This window comes from Streptomyces hilarionis, assembly GCF_024539675.1.
Lineage (GTDB): Bacteria > Actinomycetota > Actinomycetes > Streptomycetales > Streptomycetaceae > Streptomyces > Streptomyces hilarionis.
On sequence record NZ_JAHHIT010000548.1, the window covers coordinates 1 to 352 of the forward strand.

At 52.3% G+C, this 352-nt stretch carries 1 pseudogene; it reads left to right on the forward strand.

From position 1 onward, the window contains the following. Positions 1-352, forward strand: a pseudogene (locus KMS84_RS44185) (IS66 family transposase); the annotation flags it as partial.

A 352-nucleotide genomic window follows, 5' to 3' on the forward strand; every position in this document is an offset into this window, starting at 1 on the left:
GTTCTTATATTTGGTCCTATGCCACCAGCCAGTTCTCGGACGCGGCAGCGGTGGTTCACGACTTCAGCCCTAGCCGCGCCGGAGAACACGCTCGCAACTTCCTGAATGACTGGAAGGACAAGCTGGTCTGCGATGATTGTGTCGGTTACAAAGCCAGCTTCGAACTAGACGTGACCGAGATCGGGTGAATGGCTCATGCGCAACGTAATTTCTTTGAGCTGCACGCTAAGAATAAAAGCACGCTTGCGGAGCAAGCTCTGCGTTATATCCAGTTGTTGTACGAAATTGAAAGCGAAGTCGCGATCTGGGGCCGGATTTACGACTCCGAATACGGCAAGAAAAAGCTGTACGG